The sequence below is a fragment of the Vagococcus bubulae genome, from assembly GCF_003950315.1.
Lineage (GTDB): Bacteria > Bacillota > Bacilli > Lactobacillales > Vagococcaceae > Vagococcus > Vagococcus bubulae.
On record NZ_NGJT01000004.1, the window covers coordinates 53733 to 70530 of the forward strand.

Sequence of the window (16798 nt, forward strand, 5' to 3'; positions counted from 1 at the left end):
CCTTCTCTTTTTCTTGTTTAAAGGAGAATAATATGGAAATACTAAAAGCGATTTTACACATTATTGATAAAGATTCTGGACAATTAATCTGTTCACAAGCAGAACTTGATTTACGTGATTTTCATGTGAGTCAATATATGGAAACAGTGTTAAAACGATTGGATAAAGGAGAGTATAAGCATGGCATTCTATCAGCAGATAATGATATTGTTCCTTTTGTGCAAGAGATAGAAACTGACTTTATAAAAGCAACACAAGACATTTCTCAAAAAATGTTTGATGTCTTGGCTATTAGTGAAGATGCACCTAGTGGAGATGTTTTATTTTTAGAAACAAAAGATGATATAGAAGAAAATCATTATTTAGTCGTGATTAAATTTAATTATAAACCTCAATTTACACATCATGTGACTTATGTAGATGATGTGATGCAAAATAACATTATTTTAAATCGGACTGTTTTTCCTGCTGTCACACAAAAAATTGATGAATGTTTTATGATAAATTTAGCAGATTTATCTACAAAAGTTATAGAAAAACGCTATATGTTTGAAGGAGAAAAACGCTACTATTTTACAGAACGTTTGTTGCAACTTGACCCACTACCGACAGTTAGTGAGAAATTAAATATTGTGAAAAAAGCAGTGAAACAAGTTGCAAAACGTTATAATGAAGAAGAGTATGTGAGTATGAGCCAAGCACAACAGGCAATTTTTGAAAGCATTGAATCAGATGGCATTATTGACACACAAAAAGTAGCTGACGTTGTATTTAAAGATAATATTTCTGCAAAAGAAGAATACCAAGAAATGATTGGAAAAACAAAATTTACTGAGGATATTCCAGAAAATATTGTGAAATATGAAAAAAAATACAGCAAACAAAAATTTAAATTAGCTAATGGCATTGAATTGTCTATTCCAAGTGACGTGTTTAATGATGCTAATATGGTTGAGTTTATCAACAATCCTGATGGAACAATCTCTGTAATGATAAAAAATATTGAAGAGATTACTAGTAAGTTTTAATGATAAAACTGGTTATTTAGAAAGTTTGCCATATTCTCCATTGTCGGAATAGTTAAGATATGTGGTTCATCTATGCCTGTTTCAAATACCATATTTTTACCAAAATCGTCATGTTTGTACGTGTTATAAAAATCATGACTAGCTGAATAAGGGATTTTGACATCTTTTGTTCCATGCCAAAAATAAAGTGGTCGGCTATTTATTTTTTCAGGTTGTTTATTGAGGTCGTAAGATGATGTCCAAGATAAACTATCTTCTAAATCAATGGGTAACGTGAGTTGTTTTTCTTTACTATAAGAAATCAATCGGTCAATAAACCCTTGATAATTGGGAGTGCCCATTAAAATTGCAGCAGCTGTAATATCAGGATGTTTTGTTAGAAGACCCGCACTCGTCATTCCACCCATTGAAAAGCCACCAACAGCAATTTGGTTGTCTAAAATAAATTTTTTGTTGTAAAGATATTCTTTGATTAAATTAAACTCAATAAGGTTATGTTGGATACTAGACCAAAAAGCAAAAGAAGGGATGACAGATCGATTTTCAACGCGTCTCGTTCCATGAAACATGGCATCCGGAACAATCACACGGTTAGTTAACTGAGCTATTTTTCTAGCAGGTGTTAAGGCCAATTCTTTTGATGTTTGCCAGCCATGATAAAAAACAACACATGGAAGTGGATCATATTGATGAGTCTCAGGCACAACTTCTAAAACCGGAATATGTTGAATCATTCTTTCTTTAATTAAGCATTTCATAAGTTCCCTCCTTTAGTTAAGAGTATCGATTGTTCAAAAATAAAGCAATCATTACAACTCAAAAAAATGCTATAGACAAAAACAAATTGTCTGTAGCATTTTTTAGAAGCTTCCGCCACCACCGCCGTGGCTTGTTCCGCTGCTTCCCATATGAGTACTGGACCCACTACTTGGAGGCGGTTTGGGAATATGTCTAGTTGTCGTAATATCAAATACTTTTGATGTGCGAGATTCTGTTAAATCAAGTGAACTCATTTCATAATAGGGGTAATGATAAGTCGCTTTTTTTAACAAATAATTTCTAGAGATATACACATAAAAACCAATAGCTGAACCAATACCTGCGATACTGGCAATTATGATTGTCAATATTGAAAATGCTTTTGAGTTATCTCGTGCAACACGATGTGTGTTAGCAGCTGGACCATCTTTAATGTAGCCACTTGAAGCAGTTAAGACATATTTAATGACATCATAATAGCGACCATCTTTCATATCTTCAGTGCTACTGTTTACAATTTGATTGATACGATTGTCATTTAAAATATCTATCATACTTCCTGTTGTCGAAATATGAAATTTTCGATGTTCCATATCAATTAAAAAAAGCATGCCACTTTTATCATTACCGAGTCCAAAACCATTATTATCATAGAAATCATCAGCATATTCTTCCGGTGTTTTTCCATCAGTATTTTCTGTTGAGACAAAAACAAAATCTTGATTATTTTTTTCTTTGAATTCATTGATAGCTTGTTCAAGGGAATTTTTTTCATCAGCTGACAATAAATTAGCTTGATCAAATACTCGTTCTGACGTTTCTGCTACTGTATAAATAGAAAAGCTAAATAGACTAAATAGTATAATAATGGTGAAACTAATGAGTGAGTTATATTTTTTTAAAATAGCAAATACCCCCCAACTAGGATAAGTGTGGTTACTAAAATACCTAATGCAACAGAAGTCCCGATTAATTTTGGTTTATTAATTGGCAACTTCCCACTTGTTTTTCCAGTGACACCGTTCATCGCATAATAAAATGGTTCATCACTTGTCTCAGACTGATAGGTTACAACCCAAACAGGTAATAACAAATATTTATTCGATTGACTTAATACGTGACTTTCGTGATGATTGGTCGATAGAGTTGTAAATCCTTGCATTTCATTTTCTAAAATAGTTTGAGTATAGTGAGAAAGTTCTCCAACTAGAGAGGGTTCTAATGAAGAAAACTCAATATCTCGTTTTTCTGCTTGAAAGCCTGATAAATATTTGGAGTCAAAATTTGTGACATCAGTTAAAGGAAACGGTTGAACCGATTCAATCATGAGCTGTTTGGTATTTTTTTGAAGAGCATTTTTGATTAAATCTCTAAAATGAATGGTTCCACCACGGGTTAGTTTATATTTTCTCGTTCGAGTGTACTCGGTATCACCAACGCGCCAAACGGTAATTTTAGTTCCTGTCGCATTAACGCGCCCTTTTGTCGTTGCATCAGTCTTCCAATAAGGAAAGTAAATACCGGTAATTTTTTCTATTTGGGATTCATCAAAAAAGTCTTTTGGTATAAATTTTTTGGATTTTGCCCAAGATAGAAATTGTTCCTTTGCTTCATCTTTGGAAATTTTAAAAGGTAAAATATTATTAGGTAAAAACTCACCAGAAACACGGTCTTTTAACAAAACAGGATTATGACAGTAATAGCAAAATGTCGCCGCAGTTGTATCATCGGTCACGATTTCTGCTCCGCAAGACGGACAATCATAAAGGTTGAACATCTCTTGGCTCGTTTGGTCAAGGTTTTCAGCAGATTCTTTTTGTTCTGTTGAATCTAAATCACCCTCATTAAAAACACTTAAACAATATTCACAATGAAAGGTTTGATTGCTAGGGTCAAAGAGTAAGGGCCCATCACAATTTGGGCATTTATGTGAAAGCACATCGGACATTGGACCACCTCATTTCTAAATTTATAAAGGCAATCCTTGGAAAGGTGCCCCACACTCTGGACAGAATTTTGGCATTTGATTGGTGATGGTGACAACGTTATGACAGTTAGCGCATTTCATTTGAATACCAGACGTTTGTGGTGCAGGTTTTGACTGTCCGCACTCTGAACAGAATTTTCCAGTATTTTCTGTTTGATCGTTTGGACATGTCCAAGTGTCATTATTTGTTTGTTTGGCCTGTTGCTGTTGCATTTGTTCTTGGTTTCCTTTAGAACTTTGGCTTAAATAATCACCCGTTGCATTCATTCCCATTCCGACACCCATAAAGCCATTGACGCTACCGTTAGGATTACTACCAGCATCTTGTAAACCTTGCGCAACAGAACCTTGTACAAACCCTTCACGAATTGATGCATCAGAAAGCATAGCACCTTTATTTCTCATATTAATTAGTTCTTGAGAGTCATCTGTGTAAGAAATGCTTGCAACCCCAACACTAACAATTTCCATTCCGCGAAGATTTGTCCATTCTTCATCTAGGGCAGAGGACATAAATTTACTTAATTCCATACTTTTAGATGGAACGTATGAAATCCGTTCACCCATCATAGACATTTGATTAATAGATGTTTGGAAGGCAGATAAAAATTCAGATAAAAATTGGTCATTGATTTCTGAGATGGTGACATGATTTTTATTTTTTGGTAAGACATTTTTATAAAAGAGAATTGGGTCAACGACTTTGACAGAATAGGTTCCATGAGCACGTAAAAATAATTCTGCATTATAGAAATTATCAAAATAATTTAAAGGACTTGGTGTGCCAAATTTAATGCCTTTAATTTCTTGTAAGTTAATGTAAATAACTTGTTGTGTTTGTGGAGGCAGACCACCAAATTTAAACCGATTAAATGATTCTTCAATGGCTCCTTTTAAATTACCAGTAAACATAGAAGGGGCACTGGCGTTGTTGACAGTGTAATAACCTTCTTCAGCTGTGAAGTCGATGATTTTACCACCATCAACTAATAACATCATAGTATTTGGGTAAACATAAACAACGGAACCGTCTGTAATAAATCCTTCTGTTCCTTTTTTATTTCCTTGACGTTTACTATCTTTTCTGACTGGTACCCCAGTTGTCATGACAGTGTCATCACTTAAATTATATGGTTCAATGACTTCTAACCATTGGTCGGCCAATCCACCGCCAACAGAGTTAACTGCAGCTTTTATTAATCCCATTATTATCCCTACTTTCATTTTTGTGACTCGATTTAGATAAGTTTACCATAGATAAAAAAACGCGACAATCGGGCGAAAGAATGATTTATTTGGTAAGGGATTGTGTAAGACATGGCTAGAAATTTTTGAACTTTTAACATATAATAGAGAAGATTGAAAATAGAGAGGAGTGTTGATGTGGCATATCAAGCATTGTATCGTGAGTGGCGACCACAAACTTTCGATGATTTAGTTGGTCAAGGCATTATCACACAAACGTTAAAACATGCCATTATGCAACAAAAAGTATCACATGCTTATCTCTTTACTGGCCCTAGAGGAACAGGGAAAACCAGTGCCGCTAAAATTTTTGCAAAAGCTATAAACTGTGAACATTCGACTAATGGTGAACCTTGCAATGAGTGTGATAATTGTAAAGGAATTACAGAAGGTAGAATTAACGATGTATTAGAAATAGATGCTGCAAGTAATAATGGTGTCGAAGAAATTCGTGATATACGAGATAAAGTAAAGTATGCACCAACACAAGTACCATATAAAGTGTACATTATTGATGAGGTACATATGTTATCAACAGGAGCATTTAACGCCTTATTAAAAACACTTGAAGAACCACCCGAACATGTTATTTTTATTTTAGCAACAACCGAACCACATAAAATACCAGCTACAATTATTTCAAGGACGCAACGATTTGATTTTAAACGAATTAATACACGAGATATCGAGCAGCGTTTAGCTTATATCTTGCAAGAAAAAAATATTTCGTTTGATGATAAAGTATTGAAAATCGTCGCTCGCTCTGCAGAAGGTGGCATGAGAGATGCGTTAAGTATTTTAGATCAGTTGATTTCATTTAGTGATGGAACATTGAGTGTGGCGGACGCTTTAGAGGTAACAGGTAGCTTAACAAGTCAAATGATGGATGATTATTTTTTAGCTTGTTTTCACTCTGATACTCAAAAATCATTAGAGTTAGTTGACAGCATGCTAAATGAAGGCAAAGAAAGCAACCGAATTGTTGAAAATTTGTTGATTCATTGCCGAGATATCTTAATGTATCAACAAGCTCCACAAGTAGTGGAAAGTCAACTACCTTCTATTAGTGAGTCATTTAAGTCGTTGAGTGAAGCGATTGATAGTCGTGTGTTGTATCAATGGATTGAAGAGTTGAACGAGATGCAAAAAAACATGAAGTTTACGTCACAACCATCCATTTATTTAGAAGTATTAACAATCAAACTATCAGAAATAATGGCAGTAAGACCCAAAAAACAGGTGAATGATTTGCCTACTCAATCAGTTACACCGACTGATATAGAAGGAAAAAATTATCAAGAGCTTGTCCAAAAAATTCAACAATTAGAAAAAAAATTGGAGACATTACAAGAAAAGGGAAGTCTTCAACAAGAAAAAAAAGCCAAAAGTAGTTCATCTAAAGCGAAACAACCTCTTTATAAAGTACCAACTGAACGAGTCTATCAAGTGTTAGAAAATGCAACAAAAGAACACCTAGTAAATGTTAGAGACGTTTGGGTTGATTTACTTCAGTTACTATCGGTTACACAGCGAGCTATGTTAAAAGCATGTGAACCTGTAGCAGCGAGTGAAACAGGATTAGTTATAGCGTTTGATTATGATATTTTGTGTCAAAAGGCAAGTAATGATGAAGAACTTCAGCAAGCGGTGTATAATAGTTTAAATCGATTGATTGGGTATACACCTAGTTTAATCAGTATTCCAAAAGATAGTTGGCAAGAATTAAGACAACAGTTTATCTCGCAAACCGATAGAACACATGACTCTGATGAAAATAAGGTAGAGCAAGTTGAAGAAGACGTGTTAATCAGTGAAGCGAAAAAAATGTTTGGAGAACAAAATATTCAAATAATAGAAGATTAAAAATAGAAATGGAGACGATAATTATGATGCGTGGAATGGGAAATATGCAAGGAATGATGAAACAGGTTCAAAAAATGCAAAAAGAGATGGCAGCAGCTAAAGAAACATTAGATGCGCAAGTCTTTGAAGCTGAAGCAGGAAATGGATTAGTAAAAATTACCATGACTGGTGAAAAGAAAGTGACAAGTATTGAGATTAATCCAGATGTGTTAGATCCAGAAGATCCTGAAATGGTTCAAGACTTAGTACTTGATGCAACGAATAAAGTCATTGAAAAAATAGACGCTGAAACGGAACGAGTAATGGGTAAATACGCAAAAGCTATCCCAGGATTATAATAAGTAAGGAAAAACAGGAGGGAGACTTCCTGTTTTTTGACAGAAAAAGGAGGGTTTTGCATGCAATATCCAGCCCCTATTGCTAAATTAATTGATAGCTATATGAAATTACCAGGTATCGGTGCCAAAACGGCGACTCGTTTAGCATTTTATACACTCAATATGAAAGAAGAAGATGTTACAGATTTTGCCAAATCATTAATAAGTGTGAAACGCGATTTGCATTTTTGTGAGATATGTGGAAATATCACAGAAGAAAAATCATGTGATATCTGTCGTAATCCAAATCGTGACCAATCAACGATTTTAGTAGTAGAAGAAACCAAAGATGTTATGTCTTTAGAGAAGGTAAGAGAGTACAAAGGATTATATCATGTACTTCATGGTGTGCTCTCTCCAATGGATGGAACAGGACCAGATGATTTAAACATTGCTAGTTTAATCAAACGATTACACAACAATGAAGTAAATGAAGTCATTATTGCAACGAATGCGACAACTGATGGTGAAGCAACAGCCATGTATTTGTCTCGTTTAATTAAGCCTTCAGGAATAAAAGTGACACGCTTGGCGCATGGATTATCTGTTGGTAGTGATATAGAGTATGCAGATGAGATTACATTGTTAAAAGCAGTTGAAGGACGAACTGAATTGTAATGGAGGATAATAAATAAATGTCACGAAATGGAGTATTTATTACGATAGAAGGCCCAGATGGCGCTGGAAAATCAACAGTTATAGAAGAATTATTAAAAAAAATGTCTCATGAGTTAAAGGTTGATGTAGTGACAACAAGAGAACCAGGAGGCATCCCGATTTCTGAAAAAATCCGTGAGGTTATTTTAAATCCAACTCATACAATGATGGACGAGCGAACAGAAGCGTTATTATACGCAGCAGCTAGAAGACAACATTTAGTTGAAAAAATATTACCAGCTTTAGAAACAAATCGTTTGGTTGTGTGTGATCGATTTATCGATAGTTCCATCGCTTATCAAGGTGCAGCAAGAGGTATTGGAGTTGAGGCAGTTCGTCAGATTAATGACTTTGCTATTGAAGGAAACTATCCTGATTTGACACTATACCTAGATGTTGAAGCATCAGTCGGACTAAGTCGCATCAACAAGGGACGGAGTGAAGCAGAGTTGGACCGTTTAGACAAAGAGTCATTGGATTTTCACGAACGAGTTCGTTCAGCTTATTTAACCTTACTAGAATCAGAATCAAATCGAATAAAAAAAGTCGATGCAAGTCAATCAATAGAAAACGTCGTAAATACTTGTTATAATTTAATTAAAGAAACTTTTCCAAGTATGTTTATTAAATCAAGTAAAGGGTGATAACAATGAAATTATTATTAGCAATTATTCAAGATAAGGATAGCTCACGTTTACAAAACAAGTTTAACAAAGAGAATGTTCGTGCGACAAAATTATCCACAACAGGCGGTTTTTTAAAATCAGGAAACACGACATTTATTATTGGGATTGAAGATGAGCGTGTGGAAGAAGTGTTATCTATCATCAAATCAGTGTGTCATTCAAGAGAACAATATATGACCCCTCCTATTTCTTTAGACATTGCTATGGATGCTCATTCCACTCACCCGATTGAAATACAAGTTGGTGGAGCGACTGTTTTTGTACTTCCTGTAGAAGGGTTCTATCATTTTTAATGAGTATGATGAAAGAAAAAGTACAGATGACACAACCGTTACTCTACTCAAAATTTAATAAGGTATTTCATGATAATATGTTGAGTCATGCTTATATTATTCAAGGAAATAATGTTGAAGAAGAAGTCTTTGCTCTATTTCTTTGCCAAGGATTATTTTGTGAGAGTTTAGATAGTGATGGTTCACCATGTGGACATTGTCGGTCATGTTTACGTATTGAACAAGATGAGCATGCAGATATTGCTAAAATTGAGCCAGATGGACAAACGATTAAAGTGGATCAAATTAGACAAATAAAATCATTTTTTACAAGTAGTGGAGTAGAATCAAGAAGGAAAGTCTTATTGGTCTTAGAATCCGAAAAAATGACTGTACAATCTGCTAATAGTTTATTAAAGTTTATTGAAGAACCAGATGGAGAAGTCTATATCTTTTTCTTGACAAATAATGCTATGTCACTGTTACCAACTATCCAATCAAGATGTCAGCTCATTCTTTTAAAGCAACTTGCAAAAGATCATTTAAAACAAGAAATACTAACATTAGATCAGCCACTAGCTCATGTTGATTTATTAGTTGAGTTAACTAATTCAGTACAAGAGGCAACAGATTTAGCAAATGATGAATGGTTTAATGATACGAGAGATTTACTATCTAGGTGGTTGGAATATTTTGAAAAGAATGATACAAGAGCGTTTCTCTTTGTTCAACAATATTTGATAAAACACGCGCAAGATAAAACACAGCAACGGCAATTATTAGATATTCTAGTAGCAATGATGAGGATAAAGATGCGCAAACAAATCAATACACAGTTTTCTAATGGTATTGACTATGTTAGAATGATTATGAACGCGACACAAGCAAAACAAAAACTAGCATCAAATGTTAGCTTTCAAAATACATGCGAACAACTAGCTTTGAGAATCATGACATCTCATTAGGAGGAATGCACTGTGATAGAAGTAGTGGGTGTGAGATTTAAACCATCAGGTCGTATTTATTATTATTTGCCAAAAAAAGGTGAACAGTATTCATATAAACAAAAAGTTGTTGTTGAGTCACAAAAAGTTAAAAATGTGGCAGAAGTTGCCTTGCCTAATAAAGAAGTTGCAAAAAATGATGTACCTGATGAATTAAATACCATACTTCAGATAGCCACTGAAGCACAACTTGAACAGGTCAAAAAAAATGAACAAGATGCACTAAATGCTTTTGATATAGCAAAGAAAAAAATACGAGAACATCAATTAGAAATGAAATTAGTTGATGTTGAGTATACGTTAGATAGAAGTAAAATGATGTTTAGTTTTACAGCTGATGGTCGTATTGATTTTCGTGAATTGGTTCGAGATTTGGCCTCAATTTTTAAAACACGAATTGAATTAAAACAAATTGGTGTCCGGGATGAAGCGAAAAAATTAGGAGGCATTGGTCCTTGTGGTAGACCATTGTGTTGTAGTACCTTTTTAGGTGACTTCGTTCCTGTTTCTATCAAAATGGCAAAAGACCAAAATTTATCATTAAATCCAACAAAAATTTCGGGCTTATGTGGTCGATTAATGTGTTGTTTGAATTACGAAAATGATGAATACGAGAGACTTCGTAAAATGATGCCAGATTTTGGTGAAAAAGTTCAAACACCTGATGGTATGGGAAAAGTAATTGGATTGAATCTTTTAAGCGAAGTGATTAAAGTAAAATTAGTCTCAAGAGAAACACCTGTTGAGTATCAATATGATGAGTTAGTAGCCAGTCAGAAAGAAAATGATTAAAGGAAGAATAGCATGGATAAAATGAAATTATATGATGAATTAGTCAATGTTGAACGTCAATTAGAAACCATGTTATTTCAAGTCAAAGAGATGAAACCGATTGTTGATAGTTTAGTGGAAGAAAATTTGAACTTAAAACTAGAAAATCAGCATCTCCATGATAAATTGGATAAATTAGAAAAGCAAGAAGCTGCAGACGACGGAAAACAAGAATTATCAAAATCAAGATTAAATTTAGAAAAATTATATGAACAAGGGTTTCATGTTTGCAAAGATTTTTATGGATCTAGACGTGAAAATCAAGAGGAATGTGTGTTTTGTTCTAGCATGATTTATGGTAAATAAGCTGGATGGGAGTATCTCCCACCAGCTTTTTTAAGGAGGAAAATAATGAACACCCAAAAAAGTTTTTCCATACAAGATACTAAAGGAAAACTCTATCTAGTTCCCACGCCAATCGGCAATTTAGAAGATATGACATTTCGTGCAGTGAGATTATTACAAGACGTGTCCTTAATCGCAAGTGAGGATACTAGAAATACTCAGAAATTGTTAAATCATTTTGACATTAAAACAAAACAAACCAGTCTACATGAACATAATTCGCATGATAAAATTCCTACACTAATTGAGTTACTAAATGATGGTCAAGATATCGCACAAGTAAGTGATGCGGGCATGCCTTCTATTAGTGATCCAGGACACGATTTGGTAGTGGCTTGTATTAAAGAAGGTATCTCAGTTGTATCCATACCAGGAGCGACAGCTGGGATGACGGCCCTTATTGCTAGTGGACTATCTCCACAACCATTTTATTTTCATGGTTTTTTACCTCGAAAAAAGAAAGACCAATTAGATGAATTAATGCGTTTGAAAACAATTAATGCAACTATTATTTTTTATGAATCACCTTATAGAGTGGAAAAAACACTTGAAACAATGAAACAGGCTTTTTCAGAAGAAACACAAGTTGTTCTTTGCCGAGAATTAACTAAATTACATGAAGAATACATCAGAGGTAGCATTAAGGAAGTGCTTGATTATTTATCAGAGCATACCATAAAAGGGGAATGTTGTTTGTTATTAGAACATGTAATTGAAGAAGAAGTGATAGCTTATGATTGTGATATGTCTATTGTGGATCATGTTAATTTAGTCTCTGAACAGGAAAGTTTGACAGTGAAAGAAGCAATTAAAGAAGTATCTAAAATAAGAGGGTTAAAAAAACAAGAAGTATACAAAGAGTATCATGCATGATTAGATTTGCTTGATGAACAGTGCGAAAAGGAATGCCCTAAAAAATCTTGCATAATAATGACTGTGTGATATAATTTCATTATATATGTACAATTTCTATAATCAACTTTTTATGCTTAATTATAGAATAGAGATACAGTAGATAGGTAAATATAGCGAGGTGAAAGTTGGTTGTTTAATAAATGGCTAAGAAGACAAAACGATAATCCAGAAAAGGATTATGAAGAAGATTACGAGTCAGAGAGCTTGCCACAAACAACAGATGAGTTGTTTTATGACAGTGATGATGATGACGATTATTATTACTACTATTATTACGAAGAAGACACAGAGACTGTTGAACCAAGTATCCCTTTAATAGAAGATGATGAACTTGAGTTTGATACTCCAGAAGAAGAAACAGGTGACTTAGAAGAGGTGACAGATCTCTATGATGAACCATTAACGGAGTATGATGAAAATACATCTTCTGATACGCAAGAAATATCTTCAACGACTGCTGAAGACGAGAGTTCTCCATCGTTCCTTGAAAGGATTGACCTAGTCGTATTAGAAAATGAAAATGCGCAACTGAAAGCGCAACTTGAGCAACTAGTGGCAGAAAAACAAACTTCTTTTGAAGAGATAGAAGAATTAAAAAGTGTACGTGAAGAAAATAAAGCACTAAACAAACAATTACAAGATTTTTCACAGTTAGTTGAAGAAAAAGAGCAGCTAACAAAAGATTTAGAGGAAACAAAAGCGTTGTTTGAAAATAGTGAGACAAAGCGCATCGAGTTAGTTGCCCAATTAGAAAATCGAGAAACAGAAGTAAATGAGTTGAAATTGGTTATTAGTGAAAATGATGCTCAACTTGCTCAACTGAATGAGGAATACACAACTTCTAATGAACAATATGATTTACAAAAATCAGAAATTATTTCTTTAACGGATGAATTAAGTAATAACGAACAAGAAATAAATACTCTGAAGGAAAGTATTTCAGAAAAAGAAATAACTATTACAAAACTTGTAAATGATTTAGAAGAGAATAGAAAAATGGTTTCAGAGTTAGAACAGTCATTAAAAGAAGTGGTTGAGCAACAAGATGATAATGAACAATTAATGAATGAAATCACTACTCTAAAAAATCAGTTGCTTGAGCAAACAGCAACTATTTCTAATCAAGAAGCAACTATTAATGAGTTAACAGAACAAAGCAATCTAACTGAAAAAGAAAGATTGAAAATAAAAGAACTTGACGCTCGCATAGTAGAACAAAATGCTATTATTTCTGAGCAAGAAGAACAGATTCAAGCATTGAAAGAAACAAATAGCATTAGTGAAGAACAACAAAAACAACTAGAAGAGATGAATCAAGTACTTGCTAAGCAAGAGTCTATTATTATTGAACAAAAAGAAAAAATTATTGAATTAACAAATGAAAATAATGATAAAGAAGAACATCACAATAAAGTGATTGAATTAAATAATCGTTTGACAGAAAAAGAACAATTGGTTGTAGAACAGCAAACGACAATTAACAAATTGTCTGAGGAAAATCGCACGTTACAAATGAAAGTTTCTGATATTGAAGAGGAATTAGAAATTACAACAATTGAATTGCTTGAATTAAAAGATATTCAGCGAGAGTTAAACGACCTACAAGAAGAACTCCAACAGTCTAAGAAATTAGAAACTGATTTAATGATAAAATATGAAGAAGAGTTAAAATTAGCACAGGAAGCTGATGAAAAACGCGAAGAAACGGAACAGGAGTTAACGAAAATGACTGAAAATCTTGAAAATCAATTAAGCAAAACAGAAAAATTAGAAAAAGAATTGGCTGAATTACGAGAAAGTCAAAGAATTATTGACGAGTTAGAACAAGAAATAAATGGTATGCGTACGCAACAAGAAAGATTAACTGCTAGTTTAACAGACTTAAGTAGTGAAAGAACGCGAGCACAAGAGTTGGAAGAAGAGGTTCAACAATTACGTGCAGGAGCTTCTCCGGATGTGGCGATGTTACAAGAAGAGCTTAGACAAACACAAGAAGAACTTAGACGTGCAAGAGCGAAATCTCAACAACAATTGGGAATGAATCAATCAGATATTGCACAAGTTATGATTGAAGCTCAAGCGAAAGCTCGCGAAATAGTTGAATCAGCTAATCAAGAAGCAAAACGAAGAATTGTGGATGCTGAATCAGAATTAAGCATTATTAGCCAAGAAGCTCGCAATTACTATAGAAAATTAGAATCAATTAAATATGAGTCTGAAAGTGTCTTTTCAGAATTACTTAGAAAACTTGAAAAAATTGGTGATATTGACCGTATATAAGGGAAGAGGGGAATACAATGAGGAAACAAGATAAAAAAGATAAAAAAATATCGAAGAGAGTCATAACGAATACTATTTTAGGTGTTAGTTTATCTGTTATGTCTGTTTGTACACCAGTTTTAGAGGTACTTGCCATCTCTAAATCTGAGAGTACATCCTCTGCCCCAAAACCGTTGTATAGTTTACATGTTAATGAAAATATTTTAAAGAGTGCCACAAGAGAAACTGAAAAAACAGAAGAAAAAACGGAAGATACAGTTCCTGTTTCTGAAGCGCCGTCATCTAGTGCTGAGTCAGAAACCACATCACCGTCTAATGATACGGGATCGACTGGAGGAGAAACTTCTAGTTCTAGTGAAGGAACATCAACATCCAGTTCTTTACAAGGAACTAGTAGTTCAACAGGAAGTAGTACCCCGTCTGGAGGAAACTCATCAACTAGTTCTAGTGCTAATAAAAAACCAGCCAGTTCATCAGCTAAACCTAGTTCATCTGGCAATTCATCGTCTAGTAGCACGAAGCCTAGTAGTTCATCGTCTTCTTCAACGAGTAGCACAAAGAAAGATACTTCAACAATTAGTTACTCACGAAATCAGTCAACAGCTGAGTTTATTGAAGAAATTGGAGAAGATGCTAGAGAAATAGGACAACAAAATAATCTTTATGCATCCATAATGATCGCACAAGCCATTCTTGAAAGTGGATCAGGTAACAGTAGTTTAGCTAGAACACCAAATTACAATTTATTTGGTATTAAGGGGTCGTATCAAGGAAATTCGGTGGAAATGGCTACTTTAGAAGATGATGGTGATGGTGGTCTATACACAATTAATGCGAAGTTCAGAAAATACCCAAGTTATAAAGAATCCCTTGCTGATTATGCGATGCTGATGTCAGGTGGTGTATCTGGACGTTCGACTTTTTATCAAGGTGCATGGAAATCTACTACGTCTGATTATAAAGAAGCCACAAAGTATTTAACAGGTCGTTATGCGACAGACTCTAGATATCATGAAAAATTAAATGGCTTAATTGAAACATATGATTTAACGAAATATGATTCAGCAAAAGTTAAAAAAGAATCTGTTAAGAAAACAAAAGAAACAGAAAAATTTATTAAAGAAATAGCACCAAAAATTGAAGAGGTAGCAGATAAAAATGATGTTTATGCATCAGTTTTAATTGCAGAAGCTATCATGAAAAGTAATTCAGGTAATAATGAATTAATGGAAAAATATAATATTTATCAAACAACAGGTAAGTTTAAAGATCAATCGGTTAAAGTGGAAACATTAAAAACAGACTTAGAATCGAATAAAACGTCATTAGATAGCAAAGAGTATAAAGTTTACAGTAGTACGGATGAAGCGATTGAAGATTATATTAGTGAGTTAAAAAAAGATGAAACAACTTTTATAGAAATGACAAGAATCAAAAAAGACACACCTAAAAAAGTTACGGCTTATTTAACTGCTCAAAACAAAGAAGATAGACGTTATCATAAGAGATTAAATGGGTTGATTGATACATATAACTTAACTAAGTATGATAAATTACCTAAAACAGTAAAAAAAGAAACTGAAGAAACAAAACCTGTTGACGTAGTCAATGAGTTAGGTGCGAACATGGTTGCTCAGTTAGCAGAAAGTTTCTCACCAACTAAATTATCATCATTAACAACAAAATAATCATCACTTATATATGGCTTTAATATGGGAAGCCGTCTCTACCTGATACCGTAAATATCAGTCTATAGGTAAATAAAGGATATAAACCTTTTTTACTTATGTAAAAAAGGTTTATTTATATTATTGGAGGAAGAAAATTGGAATTATTAAAGCAAGCAATCATTGAGCAGGGTAGAGTATTGGACGAAAATATTTTAAAAGTGGATAGTTTCTTAACACATCAAATTGATCCAAGTTTAATGAATGAGATTGGTAAACATGTTGCTGAAACTTATAAAGATAAAGGTGTGACAAAAATTGTTACCATTGAATCTTCAGGAATTGCGCCAGCTGTATTTATTGGGCTACATATGGGGTTGCCAGTTGTTTTTGCTAGAAAACAAAAAAGTTTGACAATGAATAGTGAGTTATTAACCTCAGAAGTTTATTCCTTTACAAAACAAGTGACAAATACTATTGCTATTTCAAATAAATACCTTGAAGAAGGCGATAATGTATTGGTTGTGGATGATTTCTTAGCCAACGGTCAGGCTGCTTTAGGCTTAATAGAATTATGTAAACAAGCAGGAGCTACGATTGAAGCTATTTCTATTGTTATTGAAAAATCTTTCCAAGATGGTCGTCAACTTTTAGAAGAAAAAGGATACGTTGTTGATTCGTTAGCAAGAGTTAATTCTTTAAAAAACAATAAAATAGAATTTATAGACTAAGAGTGACATCATGACCGAAAGTTTGTTGTTTGGTATAGTTAAAAAATAAATAGGTATTTATAGATGAAGCAAGCGATAGAGATAGTCTATCCTTGCTTTTTTCGTGTTTTAAGCTTTACACATACACAATAGATTGATACTATTAAAGTGT

At 33.6% G+C, this 16798-nt stretch carries 17 protein-coding genes and 1 riboswitch; of the genes, 13 read left to right on the top strand and 4 right to left on the bottom strand.

All coding sequences use genetic code 11. The features are described from left to right. Positions 1–32: 32 nt before the first annotated feature. Positions 33–1028 (top strand): nucleoid-associated protein, encoded by a 996-nt coding sequence (locus CBF36_RS03365; protein ID WP_125956630.1) that lies wholly within the window; start codon positions 33–35, stop codon positions 1026–1028. On the opposite strand, the gene CBF36_RS03370 is transcribed toward CBF36_RS03365, so the two are convergent. The 4 genes from CBF36_RS03370 to CBF36_RS03385 all read right to left on the bottom strand — a co-directional run bounded on the left by CBF36_RS03370 (position 1025) and on the right by CBF36_RS03385 (position 4980). Beyond that, positions 1025–1786 carry an alpha/beta fold hydrolase gene (locus tag CBF36_RS03370; protein WP_165865367.1) on the bottom strand — a complete coding sequence of 254 codons (762 nt, stop codon included), beginning with the start codon at positions 1784–1786 and terminating at the stop codon, positions 1025–1027. The two genes, CBF36_RS03365 and CBF36_RS03370, sit on opposite strands and share 4 nt — an antisense overlap. Positions 1787–1888: 102 nt before the next feature. Continuing rightward, the gene (locus tag CBF36_RS03375; protein ID WP_125956632.1) at positions 1889–2761 is read right to left on the bottom strand and encodes a TPM domain-containing protein; all 873 of its coding nucleotides are present in this window, start codon (positions 2759–2761) and stop codon (positions 1889–1891) included. Then, positions 2686–3735 carry a TFIIB-type zinc ribbon-containing protein gene (locus CBF36_RS03380; RefSeq protein WP_125956633.1) on the bottom strand — a complete coding sequence of 350 codons (1050 nt, stop codon included), beginning with the start codon at positions 3733–3735 and terminating at the stop codon, positions 2686–2688. Before CBF36_RS03380 ends, CBF36_RS03375 begins: the two co-directional genes overlap by 76 nt. A 21-nt stretch (positions 3736–3756) precedes the next feature. Further along, positions 3757–4980, bottom strand: coding sequence for an SPFH domain-containing protein (locus CBF36_RS03385; protein ID WP_125956635.1), 1224 nt, complete (start codon positions 4978–4980; stop codon positions 3757–3759). Between the two features lie 177 nt (positions 4981–5157). Between CBF36_RS03385 and dnaX the strand changes: the two genes are divergently transcribed. The 12 genes from dnaX (at position 5158) to CBF36_RS03445 (ending at position 16647) form a co-directional block, all read left to right on the top strand. After that, entirely contained in the window at positions 5158–6882 is a 1725-nt protein-coding gene (gene dnaX, locus CBF36_RS03390) for a DNA polymerase III subunit gamma/tau (RefSeq protein ID WP_125956637.1), read from the top strand. A 23-nt stretch (positions 6883–6905) separates the two neighbouring features. Beyond that, positions 6906–7220, top strand: a complete 315-nt coding sequence (locus CBF36_RS03395; RefSeq protein ID WP_125956639.1) for a YbaB/EbfC family nucleoid-associated protein — start codon at positions 6906–6908, stop codon at positions 7218–7220. 60 nt (positions 7221–7280) lie between these two features. Next, complete coding sequence (recR, locus tag CBF36_RS03400) at positions 7281–7877, top strand: recombination mediator RecR (protein ID WP_125956641.1); 597 nt, start codon at positions 7281–7283, stop codon at positions 7875–7877. Between the two features lie 17 nt (positions 7878–7894). Continuing rightward, positions 7895–8560 (top strand): dTMP kinase, encoded by a 666-nt coding sequence (tmk, locus tag CBF36_RS03405; protein ID WP_125956643.1) that lies wholly within the window; start codon positions 7895–7897, stop codon positions 8558–8560. Between the two features lie 5 nt (positions 8561–8565). After that, positions 8566–8895 carry a cyclic-di-AMP receptor gene (locus CBF36_RS03410; RefSeq protein ID WP_071457136.1) on the top strand — a complete coding sequence of 110 codons (330 nt, stop codon included), beginning with the start codon at positions 8566–8568 and terminating at the stop codon, positions 8893–8895. Beyond that, positions 8895–9839 carry a DNA polymerase III subunit delta' gene (locus CBF36_RS03415; RefSeq protein WP_125956644.1) on the top strand — a complete coding sequence of 315 codons (945 nt, stop codon included), beginning with the start codon at positions 8895–8897 and terminating at the stop codon, positions 9837–9839. The genes CBF36_RS03410 and CBF36_RS03415 overlap by 1 nt, the downstream gene beginning before the upstream one ends. A 12-nt stretch (positions 9840–9851) precedes the next feature. After that, positions 9852–10670, top strand: a complete 819-nt coding sequence (locus CBF36_RS03420) for a PSP1 domain-containing protein (RefSeq protein WP_125956646.1) — start codon at positions 9852–9854, stop codon at positions 10668–10670. Between the two features lie 12 nt (positions 10671–10682). Beyond that, positions 10683–11015, top strand: a complete 333-nt coding sequence (locus tag CBF36_RS03425; protein WP_125956648.1) for an initiation-control protein YabA — start codon at positions 10683–10685, stop codon at positions 11013–11015. Positions 11016–11060: 45 nt separating this feature from the next. Further along, entirely contained in the window at positions 11061–11927 is an 867-nt protein-coding gene (rsmI, locus tag CBF36_RS03430; protein ID WP_125956649.1) for a 16S rRNA (cytidine(1402)-2'-O)-methyltransferase, read from the top strand. A 171-nt stretch (positions 11928–12098) separates the two neighbouring features. Continuing rightward, on the top strand, positions 12099–14249 hold the full coding sequence (locus tag CBF36_RS03435; protein WP_125956651.1) for a coiled-coil domain-containing protein: 2151 nt from the start codon (positions 12099–12101) through the stop codon (positions 14247–14249). A 17-nt stretch (positions 14250–14266) separates the two neighbouring features. Beyond that, complete coding sequence (locus CBF36_RS12255) at positions 14267–15937, top strand: glucosaminidase domain-containing protein (RefSeq protein ID WP_165865369.1); 1671 nt, start codon at positions 14267–14269, stop codon at positions 15935–15937. After that, positions 15925–16022: riboswitch (purine riboswitch) on the top strand. It overlaps the preceding gene by 13 nt. Positions 16023–16074: 52 nt before the next feature. Continuing rightward, positions 16075–16647, top strand: coding sequence for a xanthine phosphoribosyltransferase (locus CBF36_RS03445; protein WP_125956653.1), 573 nt, complete (start codon positions 16075–16077; stop codon positions 16645–16647). Positions 16648–16798 lie beyond the last annotated feature (151 nt).

Excerpts from the sequence above, each read along its gene's own strand:
- CBF36_RS03365 (WP_125956630.1), top strand. The coding sequence starts at position 33 with ATGGAAATACTAAAAGCGATTTTACACATTATTGATAAAGATTCTGGA.
- CBF36_RS03370 (WP_165865367.1), bottom strand. The coding sequence starts at position 1,786 with ATGAAATGCTTAATTAAAGAAAGAATGATTCAACATATTCCGGTTTTA.
- CBF36_RS03380 (WP_125956633.1), bottom strand. The coding sequence starts at position 3,735 with ATGTCCGATGTGCTTTCACATAAATGCCCAAATTGTGATGGGCCCTTA.
- CBF36_RS03385 (WP_125956635.1), bottom strand. The coding sequence starts at position 4,980 with ATGGGATTAATAAAAGCTGCAGTTAACTCTGTTGGCGGTGGATTGGCC.
- CBF36_RS03395 (WP_125956639.1), top strand. The coding sequence starts at position 6,906 with ATGATGCGTGGAATGGGAAATATGCAAGGAATGATGAAACAGGTTCAA.
- recR (WP_125956641.1), top strand. The coding sequence starts at position 7,281 with ATGCAATATCCAGCCCCTATTGCTAAATTAATTGATAGCTATATGAAA.
- tmk (WP_125956643.1), top strand. The coding sequence starts at position 7,895 with ATGTCACGAAATGGAGTATTTATTACGATAGAAGGCCCAGATGGCGCT.
- CBF36_RS03410 (WP_071457136.1), top strand. The coding sequence starts at position 8,566 with ATGAAATTATTATTAGCAATTATTCAAGATAAGGATAGCTCACGTTTA.
- CBF36_RS03415 (WP_125956644.1), top strand. The coding sequence starts at position 8,895 with ATGAGTATGATGAAAGAAAAAGTACAGATGACACAACCGTTACTCTAC.
- CBF36_RS03425 (WP_125956648.1), top strand. The coding sequence starts at position 10,683 with ATGGATAAAATGAAATTATATGATGAATTAGTCAATGTTGAACGTCAA.
- rsmI (WP_125956649.1), top strand. The coding sequence starts at position 11,061 with ATGAACACCCAAAAAAGTTTTTCCATACAAGATACTAAAGGAAAACTC.
- CBF36_RS12255 (WP_165865369.1), top strand. The coding sequence starts at position 14,267 with ATGAGGAAACAAGATAAAAAAGATAAAAAAATATCGAAGAGAGTCATA.